Source organism: Arthrobacter sp. AIWTK1 (genome assembly GCF_056680535.1).
Genome location: NZ_CM155287.1, coordinates 4,164,274 through 4,184,743, shown reverse-complemented (window position 1 = coordinate 4,184,743; position 20,470 = coordinate 4,164,274). Strand labels below are relative to the sequence as shown.

The window sequence follows — 20,470 nt, the reverse complement described above, 5'->3', positions numbered from 1 at the left end:
AGAGTTGATCTATCCCGAAAGGAGCTCTCTTTGGACGCCAAGTTCACCACCAAGAGCCAGGAGGCTCTTTCGGCAGCAGCCATGAACGCTTCCACGGCAGGAAACCCCCAGGTTGAGCCTGCCCATCTGCTCAAGGCGCTGATGGACCAGCGCGAAGGCGTGGCCGTCGCGCTCCTCCGCGCCACCGGGGCCGATCCGGACGCCGTCAGCGTCCAGGCGAGCACCGCCATCAAGTCCCTGCCGGCCTCCTCCGGTACGTCCGTTCAGCAGGCCCAGCTGTCCCGCGCTGCCCTGCAGGCGATCAAGAATGCCCAGAACGAGGCGGACAAGCTGGGGGATACCTACGTCTCCACCGAGCACCTGTTGCTGGGCCTCTCCGCCGGCAGTGACGCCGTTGGCAAGCTGATGCGCGACGCCGCTGCCTCCCACGAGGCCCTGCTCGCCGCCCTGCCGGGTGTCCGCGGGGACCGCAAGGTCACCAATGCCGACCCCGAGAACACCTTCCAGGCGCTGGAGAAGTTCGGCACTGACCTCACCGCGATCGCCCGGTCCGGCAAGCTGGACCCGGTGATCGGCCGCGACGCCGAGATCCGCCGCATCATCCAGGTGCTGAGCCGCCGCACCAAGAACAACCCGGTGATCATCGGCGAGCCCGGCGTCGGCAAGACCGCCGTCGTCGAAGGCCTTGCCCAGCGGATCGTCGCCAATGACGTCCCGGAGAGCTTGCGCGGCAAGACCCTCATCGCCCTGGACCTCGCCTCGATGGTGGCCGGTGCCAAGTACCGCGGCGAGTTCGAGGAGCGGCTCAAGGCCGTCCTAGAGGAGATCAAGAGCTCCGAGGGGCAGATCGTGACCTTCATCGACGAGCTCCACACCGTGGTGGGCGCGGGCGCCTCCGGGGACAGCTCCATGGACGCCGGCAACATGCTCAAGCCCATGCTGGCCCGCGGCGAGCTGCGCCTGATCGGCGCCACCACGCTGGACGAATACCGCGAGAACATCGAGAAGGACCCCGCCCTGGAACGCCGCTTCCAGCAGGTGTTCGTGGGCGAGCCCAGCGTGGACGACACCATCGGCATCCTCCGCGGGCTGAAGGAACGCTACGAAGCCCATCACAAGGTCTCCATCGCCGACTCCGCCCTCGTTGCTGCAGCAACCCTTTCCAACCGCTACATCTCCGGCCGGCAGCTGCCGGACAAGGCGATCGACCTTGTGGATGAGGCGGCGTCCCGGCTGCGCATGGAAATTGATTCCGCTCCGGAGGAGATCGACCAGCTTCGGCGCCAGGTGGACCGGCTGACCATGGAAGAGCTCGCCCTCGCCAACGAGAAGGACGCCGCTTCCGTGGAACGCCTGGCCGCGCTGCGGGCGGACATGGCGGACAAGAAGGAAGCGTTGTCGGCACTCAACGCCCGCTGGGAAGCTGAGAAGGCCGGCCTGAACCATGTCGGTGACCTTAAAGCCCGGATCGATGAACTGCGCTCGGCCGCTGAGAAGCACCAGCGCGAAGGCGACCTGGCTGCCGCCTCCCGCATCCTGTACGGCGAACTTCCCGCGCTGGAACGTGAGCTGTCCGCCGCCGCCGAGGCGGAGGCCGCGCGGGTTGCCGGAGGTGGCGCCAAGCAGGAGCTCATGGTGGCCGACGAAGTCACCGCGGGGGACATCGCCGAGGTGATCTCCGCCTGGACCGGCATCCCGGCCGGGCGCATGCTGCAGGGCGAAAGCCAGAAGCTGCTGCACATGGAAGAGGAACTGGGAAGGCGGCTGATCGGCCAGAAGAAGGCTGTGGCGGCCGTGTCCGACGCCGTCCGCCGGGCCCGTGCGGGAATCAGCGATCCGCACCGGCCCACCGGCTCGTTCCTGTTCCTGGGACCCACCGGCGTCGGCAAGACCGAGCTGGCGAAGGCCCTGGCGGAATTCCTGTTCGACGACGAGCGCGCCATGGTGCGGATCGACATGTCCGAGTACGGCGAGAAGCACTCCGTCGCCCGGCTGGTCGGTGCGCCTCCTGGCTACGTGGGATACGAGGAAGGCGGCCAGCTGACTGAAGCCGTCCGCCGTCGTCCGTACTCCGTGGTGCTGCTGGACGAGGTGGAGAAAGCCCACCCCGAGGTGTTCGACATCCTGCTGCAGGTGCTCGACGACGGCCGCCTTACCGACGGCCAGGGCCGCACCGTGGACTTCCGCAACGTGATCCTGGTGCTGACTTCCAACCTGGGCAGCCAGTTCCTGGTGGACCAGACCCTGGATGCCGAAGCCAAGCGCTGCGCCGTCATGGCCACGGTGCACGCATCGTTCAAGCCCGAATTCCTGAACCGGCTGGACGAAGTGGTGCTGTTCGATGCCCTGGACGTCGAAGAGCTGGCCCGGATCGTGGAACTCCAGGTGGCTGAACTCGGCAGGAGGCTGCGCGACCGCCGGCTCGACCTGGAAGTGACCGAAGGCGCCCGCGCCTGGCTGGCCCTGACGGGCTTCGACCCCGCCTACGGCGCCCGGCCGCTGCGCCGGCTGGTGCAGCGCGAAATCGGCGACCGGCTGGCCAAGGCCATCCTCGCCGGCGACATCGCCGACGGTGACACCGTGCTGGTGGACACCGCGGCCGACGTCGACGAACTCACCGTGGCCAGCCTGGCGGAACAGGAAGGGCCCGACGGCGGCGCGCTCGCCGGCAGCGGCCTGTCTGTACGGCGGAAGGGCTAGGCGGAGGAAAGGCTACGCGGCGGAAGGGCTACGGGATCAGCGATTCCATGATGATGTTGCCCTTGTCCGCTGTGACGTAGCAGTCCATCCGCCGGTCGCCCTTCTCCCAGCTGGTGTCGCTCGGGTAGGCGTTGCGCTGCATGAGGACGTAGTTTGCCACGGCGTCGGTGAGGCCGGCGTCCTGGCAGATCTCGCGGCCCTTCTGCCGCAGTGCTGCGATGCCCGGGTAGGAGTCCGATTCCGGATACCGGTACAGGGCAACAAGTTGTGCCGAGTGGCCGGTGGTGCAGGCCACCACCCGTGATTCCGTCGCTTCGGGATCGAAGTTCTCGAAGCAGTCGCCCAGCTGGTAGTCCAGGGCGCTCACGCCGTCCTGGGGAAGCTGGCTCCTGGTTGGCTGCGGGGACTGCGACGTCTCCGTGGCAACCGGGGCCGGGGGCTGGTTGGCGTCCTGCTCGTTGGCACCCGCAATAAGGGAGGCCAGCCACCAGATGAGCAGCCCCAAGACTACAAGTCCGCCCACCACGAAACCGACCTTGGACAGGGTCCGATTCGGCTCGGCCGCGTCCTGGGCGGGTTTGTGTGTCGCGGCAGGCGGCTGGACTGGAAGGCTGCTGGTCGGGGGCCGGGCAGGCGGAGGCGGGACCACCGGCGGCGTTGAGCCGTCCGCGGATGTCGTGCGGTTCATGGCGCTGGTGCCCGTTGCGTTCTCGTCGTTCACGTGAAGATTCACCCTTCCCGGCGTCCTGTTTCTCCGCGGGTTCCCCGCGTGAGACGGTGGCTGCGGCCGCTGGCGTGGAGTCGCTCAAACGACTCTACCGAAGAAAAACCGGGGACCGGAGGAGGCTTGGACCTGCGTAAACGTGGCTGCGGTCCCCCGGGGGCCCGTTCCGGGGAGCAGTTACCGCTGAAAGCATGTAATCTAGGTGTACGACAAATTGACCAAACATTCCGGGGCCTCACTAACGCCAATGGTGACCACCTCCGGTCCGAGTACAAAAGGGGGTCACGCCATGGGGCGCGGCCGTCAAAAGGCAAAAGCTACCAAGCAGGCTCGGGATATTAAGTACTATTCCCCGAACACTGACTACTCTGCTCTTCAGCGTGAGCTCAAGAGCTCCGAGGGTCGTGCACCGAGCCGTTTCTCGAGTGAGCCGATTGAGCCGGATTATTCGGCTTATGTGGATAAGTACGCGGACGATTTGGAAGAAGACGACGACGAGGTTGACACCCGTCGAATCGGTTAGTTGTCGCCCACTGGACCTGCCGTAGGGCACCCGGTGGCGTGCCGCCGTCGTACTATTCACCACAGTGATCCGTACGATCTTTCGGCTCTTCTTTTCCAGCACCCCGGGTGCTGAACCCAGATATCAGGCCCGTCAGGGCGCGCCGGCTTCCGGTGTGCCCTGACGGGCCTTTCTGCTGTGTGCCTACACTGTCCGGGTCGAAGGGAAACAATTTTATGACCGAGCGCAGCACTTTCAATGCGGGTGAGATCTGTTGGACGGACCTCCAGGCCAAGGATGTGGAAGCAGCTAAGTCGTTCTATGCAAACGTGTTCGGGTGGCGCTACGAGGACCTCCCCACCCCGGACGGGCGGAGCTATTCGAAGGCTTACCTCGGGGATGACCTCATCACGGTCATCGCGCCGCAGAATCCCCTCCAGGAAGCTTCCGGAACCGCCGCGCAGTGGAACATCTACTTCGCCGCCGGAGACGCCGGAGCCATAGCCGAGGAGACCCCGCACGCGGGCGGCACCCTGGAGTTCGGTCCCGAGGACGTGGCGGATACCGGCGTGATGGTGTTCGTGGCGCCGCCCGGCGGCGGAACCACCGGCGTGTGGCAGCCGGGGACGCACGCCGGCACCTCCAGGTACAACGAGCCCGGGGCGCTTGCCTGGGCCGAGCTGCTGACCCCCGAACCGCAGGCCGCCGTCGCCTTCTTCCAGCAGCTGTTCGGGCACGAGGTCACCGAATACCCGCAGGACGACGGCGGAACGTACACCACGCTGATGGTGCACGGCGCGGAGGTGGCCGGAATCGCACCGCTGCCGCAGGACGACGACGCCGGCGACGGGGAGGAACCGGAGGACCAGGCGCAGGCCGGCTGGCAGGTCTATTTCGGTGTCTCCAGCATCCCGGAGGCAGTGGCCGCAGCAGTGGCCGCGGGCGCCGTCGTGCTCGTTGAACCGGAGGATGACGGCAGTGATGATGAGGACGCCGGAAGCGTCGCCACGCTGAGGGACCCGCAGGGCGGGATCTTCAGCCTGCTGGAGGTTTAAGCAGATCGAGTGCTCCGTAACCGCCCTTTTCAACTCGCTAAAGGGCCGCTACGGAGCACTCGATGAGAGTTTAGGCGTAAGCGTTCACCAGGCGGACTGCGCCGCCGTCAACACCCTTGGCACCCTGGACGTAGTCCGGGCCGGTCTTCACGATCGAGTCCGAGTTCTCTTCCACGGTGCCCATGATCCAGGACGGCAGGCCGCGGTCGTTGAGGCGGTTCACTGCGGCGTCGGCGGCCTCGGGGGAGACGATGGCCACCATGCCCACGCCGAGGTTCAGGGTGCGCTCGAGGTCGGCCAGCGGGACGTTGCCCAGTTCCGATACCAGCTTGAAGATGGCCGGAAGTTCCCAGGTGGCGCGGTCCACCGTGGCGATGAGGCCCTGCGGGAGGACGCGGGCCAGGTTGGCCGCGAGGCCGCCGCCGGTGACGTGGCTGAAGCCATGCACGGACGCGCCGGCCGTCAGCGGGAAAGTGCGGGCCAGGTCCAGGCAGTCGGCGGCGTAGACGCGGGTGGGCTCGAGCAGTTCCTCGCCCAGCGTGCGTCCGAGTTCGGAGACCTGACGGTCCAGGGCCCAGCCGGCGTGGTTGATGACGCGGCGGACCAGGGAGTAGCCGTTGGAGTGCAGGCCGGAGGACGCCATGCCGATCACGACGTCGCCGGCGCGGACGCGGTCCGGACCCAGCAGGGCGTCGGCCTCGACAACGCCGGTGGCGGCACCGGCGACGTCGTACTCGTTTTCACCCAGCAGGCCCGGGTGCTCTGCGGTCTCGCCGCCCACCAGGGCGGTGCCGGCCACGGAACAGGCTGCCGCGATGCCGCGGACAATGTCCGCGATGCGCTCCGGCACAACCTTGCCGCAGGCGATGTAGTCGGTCATGTAGAGCGGCTCGGCTCCCACCACGACGATGTCGTCCACCACCATGCCCACCAGGTCGAAGCCGATGGTGTCGTGGATGTCCATGGCCTGCGCAATGGCCACCTTGGTGCCCACGCCGTCCGTGGAGGTTGCGAGCAGCGGCCGCTTGAAGGTGAGGAGCTTCGAGACGTCGTAGAGGCCGGCAAAGCCGCCCACTCCGCCGATCACCGATGAATTGTGGGTTGCCTTGACGGCGTCCTTCATCAGTTCGACGGCGCGGTCGCCCGCTTCGACGTCAACCCCGGCAGAGGCGTACGTGATCCCGGCGGCGTTCTGTGAGTTACGGGCGGACGAGGATGCGGAAGTCATACGGACTCTTTCTTGTCAGCGGTCAGACGGTCGGCGTCGGTCAGCAGGTTCTCGAACTCGGCGTCCGGTCCCGGATCGCAGCCCGTGGCGCCGGGCTTCCCGGCCGGGTCCTCTTCGGAGTCAACAGCCACGGAGGCTTCGGCAGCGGGGCCGGCCGAGGCGGCGGACCCTGCTGCGGGCAGGCCGCCGAGGTCCGTGCGCTCCAGCAGGTTCTTGCCCAGCTTGTCCGAACCCGGAAGTTCGATGGGGTACTTGCCGGTGAAGCAGGCCGTGCAGAGGCGTTCGCGCGGCTGCTGGGTGGCGCCGATCATGCCGTCTTCCGAGATGTACGCCAGAGAATCGGCGCCGATGGCCTGGGAGATTTCCTCAATGGTGGCGCCGTTGGCGATCAATTCGGCGCGGGACGCGAAGTCGATGCCGTAGAAGCACGGCCACTGCACCGGCGGGGAGGAGATCTTCACGTGCACCGCGGCGGCCCCGGCTTCGCGGAGCATCCGCACGATGGCGCGCTGGGTGTTGCCGCGGACGATCGAGTCATCCACCACCACAACGCGCTTGCCGCGGATCACGGACTCGAGGGCGTTGAGCTTGAGCCGGATGCCCAGCTGGCGCAGCGTCTGCGAGGGCTGGATGAACGTGCGGCCAACGTAGGAGTTCTTGACGAAGCCATGGGCGAACGGGATGCCGGATTCCTCGGCGTACCCCACGGCGGCGGGGGTTCCGGACTCGGGGACCGGGATGACGATGTCCGCTTCCTGGGTGTTCTCGCGGGCCAGCTGGCGGCCCATCTCCACGCGGGACTCGTACACGGAGCGCCCCGCAATGGCGGCGTCCGGACGCGCAAGGTAGACGTACTCGAAAACGCAGCCTGCCGGCGTCGGGTCCGCAAAGCGCTGGGACCGCACGCCCTCTTCGTCAATGGCGATGAATTCGCCGGGTTCGATTTCGCGGATGAAGCTGGCGCCCACGGTGGCCAGGGCCGACTGCTCGGAGGCCACCACCCAGCCGCGCTCCAGCCGGCCGAGGACCAGCGGGCGGATGCCGTAGGTGTCACGGGCCGCGTAGAGGGTGCCCTCGTCCATAAAGACGAAGCAGAAGCCGCCCTTGATCTTGGGCAGCAGCTCAATGGCGGTCTGTTCGAGGGATTTGCCCTCTTCGCCCTCCAGCAGCGCCGTGACCAGGGCGGTGTCCGAGGTGTTGCCCTGCTTCATTTCGCCGCTGAGCTGGCCGCCGTTGCGCTCAATGATCATGGCATTGAGCTCGGCGGTGTTGGTGAGGTTGCCGTTGTGGGCCAGTGCCACGGTGCCCGTGGCGGTGGCGCCAAGCGTGGGCTGGGCGTTGGCCCAGTGGCTGGCGCCGGTAGTGGAATAGCGGCAGTGGCCGACGGCCAGGTGCCCGGTCAGGGTGTTCAGCGTTGTCTCGTCGAAGACCTGGGACACGAGCCCCATGTCCTTATAGACGTTGATCCGCTTGCCGTCACTGGTTGCTATGCCAGCCGACTCCTGACCGCGGTGCTGCAATGCATACAGCCCGTAATAGGTGAGTTTTGCTACTTCTTCACCTGGTGCCCAGACCCCGAAGACGCCGCAAGCGTCCTGGGGGCCTTTTTCGCCAGGGAGAAGATCATGAGAAAGTTTTCCATCGCCGCGTGCCACTGGTCGATTATCTCACGTGATGGGGTAGGACTTTTCCGGCCGCCCGTTTATGACTGACGGCCGGCCGCGGCGCCGCCGGCATCGCCTTCGTCCGTTTCGTTGCCCGGGGCCTCTTCCGGGACGGCCTCGACGACGGCGTGCTCGGCGCGGCGGACGCTGAGCCGGTCCAGCAGGAGCGCCACAATGGCGCCCAAAATCACGCCGCCGGCGCCGAACAGGACCAGGAAGAAGCCGAAGACGGAGCTGGGTTCGTAGCTCGGGTCTCCGGGCAACGCAAACGCGACGACCGCCGCCACGATGATGCCCACGAGTCCGCCAAGTATGAGGAACGGCACGTATTTGGGTGCCCGGCGCACGGTGATTTCGCGCCTCTCGGCGGGGGTGTCTTCAGAAGCCATGCCTTCTAGCCTACTGCCCGGGATTGAATGGGTTGGCCGCCCCGCCAGTGCCTAGCTGCCGCGGTACGTCGAGTAGGCGAACGGGCTCAGGAGCAGCGGCACATGGTAGTGCTCGCCGGCGTCGGACACGGTGAACACCAGGTCCACTTCCGGGAAGAACGTGGCGGTGCCCAGGCCCTCGTAGTAGGCTCCCGTGGCGAAGTTCAGCCGGTACGTCCCGGCGGGGAGAAGCTCCGGGCCGAGGTCCTTCGCCCGGCCGTCAGCATCGGTGGTGCCCGACGCAACGAGGTTCCAGGCGCCGCCGTCGCGCGCGTAAAGCCCGACGGCGACGCCGGCAGCCGGGCGCCCGGCGCCGGTGTCCAGGATGTGGGTGGTCACCTGTGAAACGGTCATTCGCTGATCACTCCTTCGAGCCGGAGCAGCGCTATTTCGCGCAACTGCTGGGCCACTATGGCGTCTTCTTCTTGGCGGGTGTGGTTAAGGCGCTCGTGCAGCGCGGCAAGAATTTCCGGCGCAGTGCGTCCGGCGGCCCGGATCAGGAACACCCGGCCGAACTTTTCCTCGTAGGCACGGTTACCCTCGGCCAGTGCCTTGGTGATGTCCTGGTCCGCGGGATCCACTCCGGCCTGTTCCGAGCGGGACATGGACGCCTCGGTGGTGGAAGCCGTGGGCCGTTCCCCGATCCGCGGGTGGTGGGCCATGGCAGACTCCACCTCGTCCGGAGTGAACGGGGCCGCGGCGTCGCGGGCGAAGTCCAGCAGGGCCTTGCTGCTGGCAAAGGGTCGTGCATCCGCGATCTGGTCAACCCAGCGCTGGACGTCGATGCAGGGGCGAAGTGCCGCGGTGACTTCCGCGCGGTCCGCCCCGTTGAATACGGCAAGCTGCATGCTTGTTCATCCCTCGTGCAAATGCTGGCATCCATGGCGTCGGCTATGCGGAAAAGGGAGTGCCCCGGTGTAGTGGATGCCGCAGGCCAATTCATGGCTGCTACGCCCCTCTACATTCCGCATCATGGAACTGTTATTTCAGCATGCGTAATAGTCAACCCGAAATTCGCGGCTGGTGTCAAGAGACTACCCCACCCCGGCCGGCGGCAATCAGCTCCGCTAGACTCCTGCGGTGGGACTGCGGCGCTTGGCCGGCTGTCCTGGATGTGGGAGGGACGCACGTGGCTCAAGCAGATGGGCGCAGCCTTGTGAGCGCTGCCCTGGACCGGCGCTCCCTGTTGGGGGAATACGGCCTTCTAGGGGAAAGCCCGGATGCCAGCACCGCGCGTGCCCTGAACTTCCTGGTGGACCTTGCCGCGAAGCTGTGCGGCGTCCCGTTCAGCGTCGTCAACATCATCACTCCCGGCCAGCAGGTCCAGCTTGCGGCCGCGGGCCTGAAGCCCGGACTGTGCGCACGGGAGGACTCGATGTGCGCCAAGGTCTTCCAGCAGGGCGGTACCACCGTGGTGCCTGACGCTTCCGTGGACCCGAGATTTGCGGACCATCCGTTTGTGACCGGAGAGATCGCCAGCGTCCGGTTCTATGCGTCGTCGCCGCTGCGGACCAGCTCCGGCTTCGCGCTGGGCTCCCTCTGCGTCTTTTCCGATGCTCCGGCCACCATCTCCGCCGAAGAGACGGCCATGCTGGATGTCCTGGCGGCGCAGGTGGTGGAAGTACTGGAGTTGCAGCATCGCACCCTGCAGCTCCAGCATGCACTGGAAGAACTGGGGCGCAGCAACCGCAAGCTCGCCGAATTCGCCGGACGGGTCAGCCATGACCTGCGCATCCCGCTCACCACGATCCTTGGCTATGTAGAGCTGAGCGAGGACGACGATGACATCCGTCCGGACAGTCCGGCGGCCGGCTACCTGCAGCGCATCGGCGGCAGCGGGCGCCGGATGCTCTCCATGCTCGACGACGTCCTCAGCTACTCCCGGGTGGGCGGCGCGCTGCGTCCCCGGCCGGTGTCCCTGAAGGGCGCGGTCGCGGCGGCGGTCAGCGACCTGGGCCAAGGATTCGGCGGCAACACCGAACTGGACTGCGAGGACGCGGAACTGATGGCAGACCCTGCACAGCTGAGGACCCTGCTGCAGAACCTCCTCGGCAATGCATCCAACTACCGCCGCGCCGGCCAGGACCTCAAGGTCAGCGTCTCTGCGTTGGCCGACGAGCGCGGCGTCACCCTCCGCGTGTCGGACAACGGCAAGGGCATCGGCGCCGCGGACCGCGAGAGGGTCCTTGAGCCACTGGTCCGGCTGCATCGTCCCGGCGACGCCCCCGGGTCGGGGCTGGGACTGGCCACGTGCGTGCGGATCGTGCAGGCGCACGGCGGAGAACTCTCCCTCACCGAAACACCGGGCGGCGGAACAACTGTCTCGGCCCTCTTCCCGAAAGGCGGCCAGCGTGAATCCGCATAAAACCACCCTGAGGGCGGCGCTTCTCGTGCTCGCGCTGGTGCTCTTCCTGCCGGCCGGAGCCGCGCAGGCCGCTGTGGCAGTGCCAGCCGGCGTGGCAGCGCAGGCCGCCGTCCCGGCGTCGAACCTTAACAGCGGTGAGGACCTCGGTGCATCATCCGGAAAGCCGCTCCTGGGCGGCGTGCTGGAATGGGGCGAGGACGACGCCGCAGGGTTCGCCGCGCGGCTGCAGGCCACTCCGGCTGTCCTCGGCCACGACGTGTCCTTTCCCATCAAAGACGGCGAGAAAGGCTACTTGCGGGAGTTCCTGGCCCAGAGCGCCGCCTCCGGGGCCCACGCGCTGCTCACCCTGAATCCCACAATCCCGCTCGCGGAGGTGACCGCGGCCGGCGCTGCGGATTTTGCCGGACAACTCCAGGAACTCGCGAAGGGCTTCCCCGGTAAGCTGCTGATCCGCTTCGCGCCGGACATGAACTCAAGCTGGGTGCCTTGGGGCCAGCAACCCGGACACTACGTGCCGGCGTACCGGGCCGTGGCCCAGGCGTTCGCATCGGAATCAAACGCGGTGATGGTGTGGCAGCCGTTCCAGGCACGGGATTACCCGTTCACCAGGAACCGCGACGCCCCGGCGCCCGGCACCCCCGGGTTCGCCGCACTGGACACGAATTCCGACGGCGCTTGGAACGGCGCGGACGCCGCGTACGCTCCCTACTACCCGGGAGACGACGTCGTTGACTGGGCAGGCCTGACTGCACTGCACGACGACACGGGCGGGGGAGCCGCCGTGAACGCGCTGCCCAAGAACGGGGAGCTGGCCTCCCTGCTGACAGGGACTTCCCGGGGGGCCGCAACCGCTGGCGATTCCGACGGCGGTGATTCCAACTTCTACGCGTCCTACGCAGTTAAGCGGGACAAACCGCTGCTGCTCCAGACGGCGGCGTATTTCAGCCCGTCGGCGGGCGGCCCGTCGGAAGCCGACATCAAGTCCGGCTGGTGGAAGCAGGTGCTCGGCGAGGCCGCGCCGGGCAAACTGGAGCGGATCGCCGCCGTCGTCTGGGACGAGAAGACAGAAGTGGGAGACGCCGGCAACACCATCATTGACTGGCGGCTCACCCGGAACGCGGACGTGGCAGATGCCGCCGCCGCGGCCGTCAAGGAGTCCGCGCTGGTCACCGGGCCGGTCACCGGCACCGTGCAGTGGCTGGGCGGGGTGCCCGGCAATACGCTGTCCGGTGTTCCGGCGGCGATCGTGGCGGCGGCGGTGCTGGCGGGCGCGCTCCTGCTGTGGTTCCTGCCGGTGCGATTGCGCCCGGCAAAGGGCTGGATGTATTCGGACAAGTCCTCGCGCGATTCCCGGGTGGACCTGATGCGCGGGGTGGCCATCCTGTTCGTGGTGGTGAACCACGTGGGCATGACGTCCCTCTTCCAGCTGTTCACCCAGGAAGCCGTCGGGTTTGTGTCCGGCGCCGAGCTGTTCGTGCTGCTGTCCGGGCTGGTGCTGGGGATGGTCTACGGACCGAAGGCCCAAGGCAACATCGGCGAGGTCGCGCAGAAGACCGGCAGGCGGGCAGGCAAGCTGTACGTCACGGCGCTGGCAGTTGTTGCCCTGGTGTTCCTCCTCAGCCTCATTCCGCTCTTCAACTCGGATGTGCTGACCACGTTCACGGACCAGGGCACCGGCGGCGCCGGCAGGTCGGGAGCGGGCAGGACCTACGACCTCTACAGCGGCATGCAGGGCCTGTTGCAGTTCCCGGTGTCCGGGGCCGTCATCCCTGCGGTGCTGCTCCTGCAGTTCGGGCCATGGCAGTTCAACGTGATGGGGCTCTACGTGATCATGCTCCTGGTCAGTCCGCTGATCCTGCTGGCGCTGGCCCGGGGCAAGGTGCTGTGGGTGCTGGCGGCCACCACCGCGCTGTACATCGCCGGCACCGTGTTCCGGTTCCGTATCCTGCCGTCGCAGTTCGAGGATTCCTTCCCGCTGATGGTGTGGCAGGTCCTGTTCGTGCTGGGCCTGGTGGGCGGCTACTACCGGCGGACCATCGTGGCCTGGCTGTCCGCGCACCGGTGGGTGGTGGGCGTCTGTGCCGCTATCACCGTGGCCTTTGCACTGATGTCCTGGGCAAACCCGTACCTCGCCAACCAATACGACGTGCGCCTCGCCCTGACCTCCGACGCGAATTACCGTGCCGTCTATGACCAGTTCTTCGGGCGGACCTACCTGGAACCGGGCCGGCTCCTGAATGTGCTCACCCTCCTGGTGACGGCCTACGCGCTCCTCACCGCCTACTGGAAGCCGATTGAACGTGCTGTGGGCTGGCTGCTGATCCCGCTGGGGCAGGCCACGCTGTACGTCTTCATCATGCACGTGGTCCTGATCGCCGTGGTGGCCAACATCCCGGCACTGCAGCAGGAAAACATCTGGCTGAATACTGCGGCCTACGCTCTGATCGTGGCGCTGCTGTGGGTGATGGTCCGGACCAAGTTCCTGTTCCGCATCATCCCCACCTGACGCTCACGTTACCTTTTTCGTAGCCCAGTTCTGTTGCAGGATGTGGGTGTGCTTGCCGGACCGGCCCCGGCATGATTATCACGCTCTGTCGTTGGATGATCCTGAGAGTGTTGTCACCGGGGTCCGGGCGGGTGGCAGGGTGACCGCTAATAGGGGCAGGACAGTTTGGGAACGTCGTGCGTAACGTGGGTGCGGGGCTCTGACACCGAGGGTCAGGCTGGCACGAAAGTCAGTGTCCAGGACCGGGAGGTGCGCCAGGTGATCAGGAACCACGAAAACGTTGAAGTGTTCATCGGATTGGATGTCGGCAAGGGCGAGCATCATGCTGTTGCCTTGGACCGGACCGGGAAGAAGTTGCTGGACCGGGCCCTGCCCAACGACGAGACCCGGATCCGGGAGATCCTGGCCGAGCTTGAACACCACGGCCGAATCCTCGTGGTGGTCGACCAGCCCGCGACGATCGGCGCGCTCCCGGTTGCCGTGGCCCAGGCCGCAGGGACGCTGATCGGCTACCTTCCGGGTTTGGCGATGCGCCGGATCGCGGACCTGCACCCCGGGGAAGCAAAAACGGACGCGCGGGATGCGTTTATCATCGCCGACGCCGCCCGCACCATGCCCCATACTCTGCGCTCGGTCCAGCTCGCAGACGAGCAGACCGCCGAGCTGACCATGCTCTGCGGTTTCGATGATGACCTGGCCAAACAGGCCACCGCCACCTCGAACCGGATCCGTGGCCTGCTGACGCAGATCCACCCGGCACTCGAACGCGTCCTGGGACCCCGGCTGGACCACCCCGCGGTCCTGGATCTGCTACGGACCTGGCCCACACCCGAAGCGCTTCGCCACGCCGGACGGCGCCGGATCGGGAACCGGCTGACCAAGCTCGCGCCCCGGATGGGCGAACGCCTCGCCGATGACATCATCGAGGCCCTGGGCCAACAGAGCGTGACCGTTATCGGCACGAACGCCGCAACCATCGTCCTGCCTGAACTGGCCGGCATGCTCGCCAGGATCCACGAAGGCCGCGCCACCGTCTACACCCAGGTCGAAGACCTCGTGGAGGCCCACCCTCTTCACCAGGTCCTGATGTCTTTGCCGGCCGTCGGCATCAGGACCGCAGCACGGATCCTCACCGAAGTCGCCGGCAAAGACTTCCCCACCGCCGGGCACCTGGCCTCCTACGCCGGCCTGACTCCGGTGACATGGCGCTCCGGGTCCTCCATCCGAGGCGACCGCGCCTCCCGAAGAGGCAACAAAGTCCTCAAACGCACCCTCTACCTCTCCGCATTCGCAGCCCTCAAAGACCCGCTCTCCCGCGCCTACTACGACCGCAAACGAGCCGAAGGCAAACGCCACAACCAAGCCCTCATCGCCCTTGCCCGACGCCGCTGCGACACCCTCTACGCCATGCTCCGCGACGGCTCCCTCTACCAGGCAAAATCACCCGCAGCAGCTTGACAAAAAACATAGGGACACTCTCACTTTAGGCCGCTTATTTTGGGACGCTCTCTCACCTCAGGGGCATCCCGGATGTGGTTGAAGTGAGAGAGCGTCGGGTGTGGAAAGGCGGGTTAGCGCGCGGGGGAGACGCCGCCCAGTCGGGCTGTGACGCGGTCCGCGGCTGCCTTGCAGGATTCCCCGAGGCGTTGCAGCGTGTCCGGGGAGACCCGGAAGCGGGGTGCCGGGATGAGGACCGCCGCCACGATGTCGCCGCGGTGGTCGAACACGGGGGCGGCCAGGCCTACTTCGTCCAGTGACGACTCGCCGTAGTTGGTGGCCCAGCCGCGACGGGCGACGTCGCCGAGCCGGATCAGGTAGGCCTCGAGGCTGGTGTCGTCCAGGCCCGGATAGGCAATTTCGCCGCTGCGGAGCAACATCCGTACCCGCTCGGCAGGCTCGGCGGCGAGGAAGACCTGCACGGAAGCGCTGAGGGCGTCCTTGTACCGGGCGCCCAGCGGAGTGGTGTGCTTGATCTGGTGATGGCTGGCGATCTGCTCCACGCACATCGACTCGGAGCCGTTCCACACCATGAGGGCGCTGGTTTCGCCGGTCTGCTCCGTCAGTTCGCGCAGCACGGGGTAGGCCACGCGGCGCTCTTCGAGTTCAGCCAGCAGCGGCCCGGCGACGGCAATGAGGCCCAGGCCCAGGCGGAACCTGCGGGTCTCCGGATCCCGTTCCACCAGGTGTTCCTGCTCGAACGTGGCCAGGATGCGGGAGACGGTGCTCTTGTGCAGGCCCACGCGGTTGGCGATCTCGGTGACGCCGAGCAGGGGCTCGTCCGCGGTAAAACTTCGAAGCACCGCGATGGCGTTGACGATGACGGACGTGCCCTTGGCGTCGCCGTTACTGCTGGTTTCGGGAGCTTCTGCAGAGGTCATGGTGCCCACCATCATTCCGTATGTGAGCCTGAAAGCGGCGCCACGAAGGACGTGGCGCCGCTTTCAGGGTGTGGCAACTGCGGTGCTGTTAGGCCCCGATGATGTTGTATTCCGGACCGAACGGGAACTTGGTGATGTTCTCCGCGCCGTCCTCGCCGACCACCAGGATGTCGTGCTCGCGGTAGCCGCCGGCACCGGGCTGGCCGTCCATGACCGTGATCATCGGCTCCATGGAAACCACCATGCCCGGCTCCAGGACCGTGTCGATGTCCTCGCGGAGCTCCAGGCCGGCTTCGCGGCCGTAGTAGTGGCTCAGGACACCGAAGGAGTGGCCGTAGCCGAAGGTGCGGTTGGCGAGCAGTCCGTAGCCGACGTAGATCTCGTTGAGCTCGGCGGCGATGTCCTTGCAAACGGCGCCGGGCTTGATGAGTTCGAGGCCGCGCTTGTGGACCTCGACGTTGATGTTCCACAGTTCCAGCGAGCGGGCGTCCGGTTCGCCGTAGAACAGGGTGCGCTCCAGGGCTGTGTAGTAGCCGGAGGTCATGGGGAAGCAGTTCAGCGACAGGATGTCGTGTTCCTGGATCTTGCGGGTGGTGGCCCAGTTGTGTGCGCCGTCTGTGTTGATGCCGGACTGGAACCAGACCCAGGTGTCGCGGATCTCGGAATCCGGGAAAGTCCGGGCAATCTCGTGGACCATGGCTTCCGTGCCGATCAGGGCGACCTCGTACTCGGTGATGCCTGCGGTGATGGCGTTGCGGATGGCCTCGCCGCCGAGGTCGCCGATGCGCGCCCCGTGCTTGATGACCTCGATCTCCTCGGCGGACTTGATCATCCGCTGGCGCATGGCCGCCTGGGCCACGTCCACGAGAGTTGCCGACGGGAAAGCGGCCTGGATCTTGTTGCGGTTATCCAGCGGCAGCGAGTCGTCCTCGACGCCGAGGCGGCGCGGGTTGATGCCGCGGGTGCGCAGGACTTCCTGGATGGCGAAGATGTAGTTGTCCCGGCGCCAGTCCGTGTACACGATGTTGTCGCCGTAGCTGCGGCGCCAGGGCATGCCGGCGTCGATGTTGGCGGTGACGGTGACGGTGTCATCCTTGGTGACCACCATGGCGTAGGAACGGCCGAAGGTGGTGAAAAGGAAGTCGGAGTAGTACTTGATGGAGTGGTAGCTGGTCAGGACGACGGCGTCCAGATCCTTCTCTGCCATGATGCGGCGCAGGCCGGCGAGGCGGCGCTCAAACTCAGTGTCGGAGAAGGTGAGCTTCACCTTGTCGCCGTTTTTCAGAACCTTGGTGCGCTCCAGTTCGGCGACGGACGTTGCGTTCTCGGATGTTGTGGTGGTCATGGTGGTGATGCCTTTCTGTGGTGCAGTTACTTGAGGTGAGTGGAAGAAGTTTGGCTATTCGTGGCGCAGCGGTTCTTTGCAGGTTTCCCTGGACAGCGAAACGGCGATCAGGGAGATCACTGCCGCGGCGACGAGGTACCAGGCCGGCGCCAGATCGCTTGCGGTGGCAGCGATCAGGAGTGTTGCCATGAACGGGGCTGTGCCGCCGAAAAGGGCGTTGGAGAGGTTGAAGCTGACCGCGAAGCCGCTGTAGCGGACACGCGTGGGGAACATTTCGGCCAGGAAGCTGGGGAGCGTGCCGTCGTTGAGGGTGAGCATCGCACCCAGCAGGATCTGGACCAGGACGATGATCAGGAAGTTCCCGGTTCCCAGGAGGGCGAACGCCGGCACCGTCAGCACGATGAAGGCGACGGATGCACTGATGAGCACCTTCTTGCGGCCGTAACGGTCCGAGAGCATCCCGGTGAGGAAGATGAACCCGATGTACGTGACCAGCGCGATGGTGGTGGCCAGGAAGGACTCGGTTGCGCCCAGGCCCAGCTCTGAGGACAGATAGGTGGGCATGTAGCTGAGGATCACATAGAAGCCGACGGCGTTGAGCAGTACAGCCCCGACGGCCTGCAGCAGCTGCCGCCAGTGGTTCCGGAACAGGCTGGAAACAGGTGCCTTGACAGCCTCGTCCTCCGCTGCCATTTCGCGGAACACCGGGGTGTCTTCCAGCTTGGTACGGATGTAGCGTCCGATCAGTCCCATCGGGGCAGCCAGCAGGAACGGCAGGCGCCAACCCCAGCTCTGCATCGAGTCGGAACTGAGCAGGACTGTCAGCAGACCCGCCAACAGGGAACCAAGGAGCAAGCCCGCTGCGGTGCTCGCAGGAACCACCGCGGCGTAGACGCCCCGCTTGTTAGCGGGGGCGTATTCGACCAGGAACGCCGATGCTCCGGCGTATTCCCCTGAGGCTGAGAAGCCCTGCACGACCCTGATGATCAGCAGCAGGATCGGAGCCCAGATGCCGATGGTGTCGTAGCCCGGAATGAGAGCAATGCAGAAAGTCGCTCCGGACATGATCAGGATTGACAGCGAGAGAGCGGTCCGCCGGCCCACCCTGTCACCGATATGGCCCCAGACGAACCCGCCGAGCGGACGCACCAGGAATGAAATCGCGAACAGGGCGAAAGTCAGCAGAAGCCCGGTCTGGGGATCTGATTCAGGGAAGAAAACCGTCGCGATCGTAACGGCCAGGTAGCCGTAAACGGCGTAGTCGAACCATTCAACGAAGTTGCCGATGAAGCTGGCCGCGATGACTCTGCGGCGCGTTTCCTTGCTGACACCGTTGTCAGCAGGTTGGAAATTCTGGCCGCTCAACGTGCTGCGGCCGGCGCGGCGGCCTTCATGCACGCCATCCTGCTCCGCGCCCGGTCCTCCCGCAAGAGCAGGAGAGGAAGTGTCGTTACTCATGTATCCACCAAAGTGTTTGTGGTTGCATTCAGCGCAACGCTGTTGCACAAGACTAGACGTGACATGTAACACAGTCAATACCTTCTTGTTTCAAACGCATGAAATTTGACCGGCTATTTACTGTCTCCCGCCCTGTAGCTGCGCAATGCCTGGCTGATCCGTTGCGTCAAAAGGAACCGAGTTGCGCCCTGCGACCCCTTATTTTCCAGTCCGCCCAAGGCCGCCGCGTAGTACTCCGGCGATCTATTGACACCCCCTGTGACGGCTGTCATATTTTCCAGTACGCGCTATGTGCATCGTGTTGTGTAATACGCAATACGGCCGGATCCGAATCCGCGATGCACAGGATTGCTTCTCGATGGAACGGCGACGCCGGGTCCTCACGACGTACAAGGAGACTTTGCAGAATGACAGAGACCAGCTACGACTACGTCATCGTCGGTGGGGGAAGTGCCGGTTCCGTGCTGGCCAACCGCCTGAGCGCAGGGGGCACGCGCAGTGTCCTGGTCCTGGAAGCGGGACGAAGCGACTACCCCTGGGATCTGTTCATCCAGATGCCTGCTGCCCTGACCTTCCCCAGCGGGAACCCTTTCTATGACTGGCGCTACCAGTCGGATCCGGAGCCGCATATGGGGGGACGCCGGGTGGCCCATGCCCGCGGCAAGGTCCTGGGCGGCTCCAGCTCCATCAACGGCATGATCTTCCAGCGCGGCAACCCGCTGGATTATGAACGCTGGGGAGCCGACGACGGGATGGAAACCTGGGATTTCGCGCACTGCCTGCCGTACTTCAACCGGATGGAAAACGCCCTGGCGGCGGATCCGGAGGATGACCTCCGCGGCCACTCGGGACCCTTGGTCCTGGAGCGCGGGCCCGCCACCAACCCGCTGTTCCAGGCCTTCTTCAAGGCGGCACAGGAAGCGGGCTTCCCGCTGACGGACGATGTAAACGGCTACCGCCAGGAAGGCTTCGCGGCCTTTGACCGGAACGTGCACAAGGGGCAGCGGCTCTCCGCGTCCCGGGCCTACCTCCGCCCCGAGGCCAAACGGCCCAACCTGACGGTCCTCACCCGTGCCCTGGTCACGAAGGTGAACTTCAAGGGCAACGTTGCCACCGGCGTCACCTACCGCCGCAACGGCACGACGCACGTGGTGAACGCCGGCGAGGTGATCCTGTCCGGCGGAGCCATCAATACCCCCCAGCTGCTGCAGCTTTCGGGCATCGGGGACGCCGCGCACCTGAAGTCCCTCGGCATCAAACCCGTGGTCCACCTCCCCGGCGTGGGGGAGAACCTGCAGGACCACCTTGAGGTCTACATCCAGCACGCCTGCACCCGGCCGGTGTCCATGCAGCCGAACCTTGACCTGTGGCGCTACCCGCTCATCGGCCTCCAGTGGCTGCTGGGCCGCAAGGGTCCCGCGGCCACCAACCACTTCGAAGGCGGCGGGTTCGTCCGCTCCAACGACGAGGTGGCGTACCCCAACCTGATGTTCCACTTCCTGCCCGTCGCCGTGCGGTACGACGGCCAGAAGGCCGACGCGAAGCACGGCTACCAGGTGCACATCGGCCCCATGTACTCCGACGCCCGCGGCAGCCTCAAGATCAAATCCACTGACCCCACCGTGCACCCCTCCATGGTTTTCAACTACCTCTCCACCGACCAGGACCGCCGCGAATGGGTGGAAGCCATCCACATCGCCCGCGACATCCTCGGCCAGTCCGCCATGGGTCCCTTCAACGGCGGGGAACTTTCCCCCGGCCGGGGCGTCCAGACCGACGCCGAAATCCTCGACTGGGTGGCACGCGACGCCGAAACAGCCCTGCATCCGTCCTGCACCGCGAAGATGGGGCCTGAATCGGACCCGATGGCCGTGGTCAACCCGCTCGACATGGGCGTGCACGGCGTCCAGGGCCTCCGTGTGGTGGATGCCTCGGCCATGCCCTATGTGACCAACGGCAACATCTACGCCCCGGTGATGATGCTCGCCGAAAAGGCGGCCGACCTGATTGCCGGCACAGCCCCGCTGGCCCCGCAGCATGCCGAGTTCTACCGCCACGGGCACAGCCCGCTGGTGCGGAACCAGGCCGCTGCCGCAGCGGCGAAGGGCTAGGGAGGC

16 protein-coding genes are annotated in these 20,470 nt (G+C 66.0%); 7 read left to right on the top strand and 9 right to left on the bottom strand.

Features of this window, described 5'->3' with window-relative positions; translation table 11 throughout:
• The first annotated feature begins 30 nt into the window (after nucleotides 1–30).
• Complete coding sequence (gene clpB / locus AC1MDG_RS19155) at nucleotides 31–2,700, top strand: ATP-dependent chaperone ClpB (RefSeq protein ID WP_479806080.1); 2,670 nt, start codon at nucleotides 31–33, stop codon at nucleotides 2,698–2,700.
• 28 nt (nucleotides 2,701–2,728) lie between these two features.
• Here clpB and AC1MDG_RS19150 read toward each other — a convergent pair whose 3' ends face one another.
• Complete coding sequence (locus tag AC1MDG_RS19150; protein WP_479806078.1) at nucleotides 2,729–3,421, bottom strand: septum formation family protein; 693 nt, start codon at nucleotides 3,419–3,421, stop codon at nucleotides 2,729–2,731.
• A gap of 292 nt (nucleotides 3,422–3,713) precedes the next feature.
• Here AC1MDG_RS19150 and AC1MDG_RS19145 point away from each other — a divergent pair, with 292 nt between their 5' ends.
• Together AC1MDG_RS19145 and AC1MDG_RS19140 are read left to right on the top strand one after the other, a co-directional pair.
• Entirely contained in the window at nucleotides 3,714–3,947 is a 234-nt protein-coding gene (locus AC1MDG_RS19145; protein WP_479809142.1) for a DUF3073 domain-containing protein, read from the top strand.
• Nucleotides 3,948–4,162: 215 nt separating this feature from the next.
• Nucleotides 4,163–4,981, top strand: coding sequence for a VOC family protein (locus AC1MDG_RS19140; protein ID WP_479806076.1), 819 nt, complete (start codon nucleotides 4,163–4,165; stop codon nucleotides 4,979–4,981).
• 70 nt (nucleotides 4,982–5,051) lie between these two features.
• Here AC1MDG_RS19140 and purM read toward each other — a convergent pair whose 3' ends face one another.
• From purM to uraD, 5 genes are read right to left on the bottom strand one after another with little or no spacing between them, the layout of a single operon-like run.
• On the bottom strand, nucleotides 5,052–6,209 hold the full coding sequence (purM, locus tag AC1MDG_RS19135; protein WP_479806074.1) for a phosphoribosylformylglycinamidine cyclo-ligase: 1,158 nt from the start codon (nucleotides 6,207–6,209) through the stop codon (nucleotides 5,052–5,054).
• A complete protein-coding gene (purF, locus tag AC1MDG_RS19130; protein WP_479806072.1) occupies nucleotides 6,206–7,864 on the bottom strand; it encodes an amidophosphoribosyltransferase in 1,659 nt (552 codons plus the stop codon). The genes purM and purF overlap by 4 nt, the downstream gene beginning before the upstream one ends.
• A gap of 47 nt (nucleotides 7,865–7,911) precedes the next feature.
• Nucleotides 7,912–8,262 (bottom strand): hypothetical protein, encoded by a 351-nt coding sequence (locus tag AC1MDG_RS19125; RefSeq protein WP_479806070.1) that lies wholly within the window; start codon nucleotides 8,260–8,262, stop codon nucleotides 7,912–7,914.
• Between the two features lie 51 nt (nucleotides 8,263–8,313).
• Nucleotides 8,314–8,655 (bottom strand): hydroxyisourate hydrolase, encoded by a 342-nt coding sequence (uraH, locus tag AC1MDG_RS19120; RefSeq protein WP_479806068.1) that lies wholly within the window; start codon nucleotides 8,653–8,655, stop codon nucleotides 8,314–8,316.
• On the bottom strand, nucleotides 8,652–9,149 hold the full coding sequence (gene uraD / locus AC1MDG_RS19115; protein WP_043484549.1) for a 2-oxo-4-hydroxy-4-carboxy-5-ureidoimidazoline decarboxylase: 498 nt from the start codon (nucleotides 9,147–9,149) through the stop codon (nucleotides 8,652–8,654). The genes uraH and uraD overlap by 4 nt, the downstream gene beginning before the upstream one ends.
• Before the next feature lie 281 nt (nucleotides 9,150–9,430).
• On the opposite strand from uraD, the gene AC1MDG_RS19110 reads away from it, so the two are divergent.
• The 3 genes from AC1MDG_RS19110 to AC1MDG_RS19100 all read left to right on the top strand — a co-directional run bounded on the left by AC1MDG_RS19110 (nucleotide 9,431) and on the right by AC1MDG_RS19100 (nucleotide 14,630).
• Nucleotides 9,431–10,666 carry a GAF domain-containing sensor histidine kinase gene (locus AC1MDG_RS19110; protein ID WP_479806066.1) on the top strand — a complete coding sequence of 412 codons (1,236 nt, stop codon included), beginning with the start codon at nucleotides 9,431–9,433 and terminating at the stop codon, nucleotides 10,664–10,666.
• Nucleotides 10,653–13,172: an OpgC domain-containing protein gene (gene opgC / locus AC1MDG_RS19105; RefSeq protein WP_479806063.1), complete on the top strand. Its 2,520-nt coding sequence runs from the start codon at nucleotides 10,653–10,655 to the stop codon at nucleotides 13,170–13,172. The genes AC1MDG_RS19110 and opgC overlap by 14 nt, the downstream gene beginning before the upstream one ends.
• A 249-nt stretch (nucleotides 13,173–13,421) precedes the next feature.
• Complete coding sequence (locus tag AC1MDG_RS19100; protein WP_479805105.1) at nucleotides 13,422–14,630, top strand: IS110 family RNA-guided transposase; 1,209 nt, start codon at nucleotides 13,422–13,424, stop codon at nucleotides 14,628–14,630.
• 113 nt (nucleotides 14,631–14,743) lie between these two features.
• Here the strand turns inward: AC1MDG_RS19100 and AC1MDG_RS19095 are convergent, their stop codons facing one another.
• The 3 genes from AC1MDG_RS19095 to AC1MDG_RS19085 all read right to left on the bottom strand — a co-directional run bounded on the left by AC1MDG_RS19095 (nucleotide 14,744) and on the right by AC1MDG_RS19085 (nucleotide 18,353).
• Nucleotides 14,744–15,550, bottom strand: coding sequence for an IclR family transcriptional regulator (locus AC1MDG_RS19095; RefSeq protein WP_479806061.1), 807 nt, complete (start codon nucleotides 15,548–15,550; stop codon nucleotides 14,744–14,746).
• 88 nt (nucleotides 15,551–15,638) lie between these two features.
• Nucleotides 15,639–16,895, bottom strand: a complete 1,257-nt coding sequence (locus AC1MDG_RS19090) for an aminopeptidase P family protein (protein ID WP_479806059.1) — start codon at nucleotides 16,893–16,895, stop codon at nucleotides 15,639–15,641.
• Between the two features lie 54 nt (nucleotides 16,896–16,949).
• Nucleotides 16,950–18,353 carry an MFS transporter gene (locus tag AC1MDG_RS19085; RefSeq protein WP_479806058.1) on the bottom strand — a complete coding sequence of 468 codons (1,404 nt, stop codon included), beginning with the start codon at nucleotides 18,351–18,353 and terminating at the stop codon, nucleotides 16,950–16,952.
• Between the two features lie 407 nt (nucleotides 18,354–18,760).
• Here AC1MDG_RS19085 and betA point away from each other — a divergent pair, with 407 nt between their 5' ends.
• The gene (betA, locus tag AC1MDG_RS19080; RefSeq protein ID WP_479806056.1) at nucleotides 18,761–20,464 is read left to right on the top strand and encodes a choline dehydrogenase; all 1,704 of its coding nucleotides are present in this window, start codon (nucleotides 18,761–18,763) and stop codon (nucleotides 20,462–20,464) included.
• Nucleotides 20,465–20,470: the final 6 nt, after the last annotated feature.